Source organism: Microvirga tunisiensis (assembly GCF_009296175.1).
GTDB classification, from domain to species: domain Bacteria; phylum Pseudomonadota; class Alphaproteobacteria; order Rhizobiales; family Beijerinckiaceae; genus Microvirga; species Microvirga tunisiensis.
On sequence record NZ_VOSK01000592.1, the window covers coordinates 1 to 2,471 of the forward strand.

2 protein-coding genes are annotated in these 2,471 nt (G+C 66.2%); both read right to left on the bottom strand.

Going from position 1 to position 2,471, the window contains the following annotated elements:
* On the bottom strand, positions 1 to 1,244 hold a 1,244-nt coding region (locus tag FS320_RS41715), incomplete at its 3' end, for an alpha/beta hydrolase (RefSeq protein ID WP_152718432.1).
* 72 nt (positions 1,245 to 1,316) lie between these two features.
* A partial coding sequence (locus tag FS320_RS41720; RefSeq protein ID WP_152718433.1) for a mechanosensitive ion channel family protein occupies positions 1,317 to 2,471 on the bottom strand: 1,155 nt, incomplete at its 5' end.

Here is a 2,471-nt window from a genome sequence, read left to right on the forward strand (position 1 = left end):
GCATCAGAAGCGGATCGGCCCAGGCTCTCCACATGATCACCGAGAGACTGCCGCGTCCGGGGATCGACCACCGCCAGTGGTGCGGCCACCGCCAGACCGGCCGCCGTTCCGACGGCGGTGGCCGCACCCGCGGTCACCTGGATGATGCGATCGCCCAATCCGACGCGGGAGTCTGTCACTGTCTGGCCCTCGGCCAGGCGCTTCCCGATGAGCTGCACGACCTCCGGACTCTCGGCGAACTTGCCGTGATTGAGGGCATCACCGGCCTTGAGCTTGGTGAGGTCGAGGACCGTCACGTTCGCCTGATCGAGCTGCGTCCGGTAGGGCTCCTGATCCGGATTGATGGCACCCAGGCGAGCCTCGCTGCCCCACACCCGCCGGGAGACCGCCAGCGCCCGGTCGTCCTGCGACACGAACAGGGTGAAGGCGGGCCGGTTCGCCCTCGGTCCCATGTCGACAAGGGCCTCCCTAGCCAAGTCGACATCGACATCGGGCGCCGCCAGAAGGACGTTGCGGATCTTCGGCGTCACCCGGCCGTCGCGGATGGCCATCTGGCGCAGAGTCTCGAGCGCGAGTGAGTTGCCCATGGAATGCGCCAGGATCGAGATCTCGCCCACGGCCGGATCACGCGAGATCGCCTTCAGCAGGCTCTCCAGGGCATTGCGGGAATAGGCCGTGCTCTCCCGGTCGTAGCCATAGGCCAGCACGCTGCCGCGCGAGGGCCAGGTGAACAGGATCGGCACCACAGGAGCATCGGAATCGTGCACGATTTGCGCGAAGCGGAAGACTGCATCGTCGAAGCGGTTGTTGAAACCGTGGATGAAGACCAGCACCTGTCGCTTGGGGACCGTGCGCAGGGAGCGGTGGAACCAGGCGAGCGCCTGCTGACGGTCGATCACGTCGGCCTTGAGCGTCACGAACTCCGTGGCCGGGTTTCCCGGTATCTGTCGCGGCCACTGCACCTCGCCCACCTGCCGGGTGGTCGAGGGCGGGATCGAGACCGTGATGTTGGCGAAGCCCGGCGTTGGGCCCCGATCGCCGGAGAACATCTCCGCCGGATCAACCCGCTTGCGCGTGGTGGCGACCAGCATGTCGATCTGGCTTGCACCCGGGACCGTCCCACTCACCGGAACCATCACGCCCCGGACACTGGCGCAGGCCCCGAGAACGGACACCAGGGCCAGGATCAAGGGAAGGCGCGCGAGCTGAGGCCCGACGGCCCCTCTCGCTTCTGCGTGTAACATCGCGGATCCTTTACCCCGGCCAACGGGAATGTGCAGGTTGTCCAAGGTTTGGTCGGGCTTGAGGCGGCCCACTCAACCCGCCTGTCCGTCGGGTGGGGGCGGGGGAGGCTTGACGAGCTTGAGGGCCTGATGGGCCACCACCGGCCCGGCTTCCTCGCGGTCCGCCACCTGGACGGTGGGGACAGCGAACCGGATGCCGTTCTCGTCAAAGGCCTGCTTGATCAGGGCCAGAGCCCTGCGGCGGATAACGAACTGTTCGCCGGGCTTGGTCATCATCTTGAGGCGGATCTGGATGCCATAATCGCCAAACTGCTCAACGCCCTGCATCTTGAGCGGCTCGATGATGTTGGGCGCGAACTCCGGATCCTCCGCCAACTCCTTGCCGATCTGCTTGATCAGCTTCTTCGCCTTGTCGAAATCGGAGTCGTAGGACACGCCGATGGTCAGCTTGTCGATGACCCAGTCGCGGCTCATGTTCTGAACTGCCCCGAGGACTCCGAACGGCACCGTGAACAGCGGCCCCCGGTGATGCCGTAGCTTCACCGAGCGGAACTCGAACGATTCCACCGTCCCCTTGTAGCTGCCGCTCGTGATGTACTCGCCGACCCGGAAGGCATCATCGAGCAGGTAGAACACGCCGCTGATGACGTCCTTGACCAGCGTCTGCGAGCCAAAGCCGACCGCGACGCCCACGATGCCGGCGCCGGCGATCAGTGGTCCAATCTCCACCCCGAGCGCCGATAGAGCCATCATCACGGCGACGATCGCCAGCACGACGAAGATCACGTTGCGGAAGATCGGCAGCAGCGTGCGGAGGCGGGCCTGCCTGACAGCCGCCTCGGTTCCGGGCGGGGACAAGGTCGCGGTCTGACTGAGCTGCCGGTCGATCAGCGACTTGACCACCTGCCAGATCAGGTCGGCGACCAGCAGGATCACGATGCTGCTGAGCACGCCCCGCAGGAGGCGGGTCAGGAAGGTGTCGCGGCCGCTCATCTCGACCAGGTCGATCTGCCAGGTGTGCGCAAGCAACAGGGCGGCGCCGGCGATCAGGAGCGCCCTGAGGCCGCGATCGAGAAAGACCGCTGTCAGCCCTGGCGTGGACGGTGCCTCGGATCCTGAAGCCGGACGCGAGACATGATGGCTCGCCATCCGGGCGACCTTGATGGCCCCGGGCAGGAGGAGAGCGACCGCCACGAGCCAGAACAGGCGCATGAACCCCACGACCCA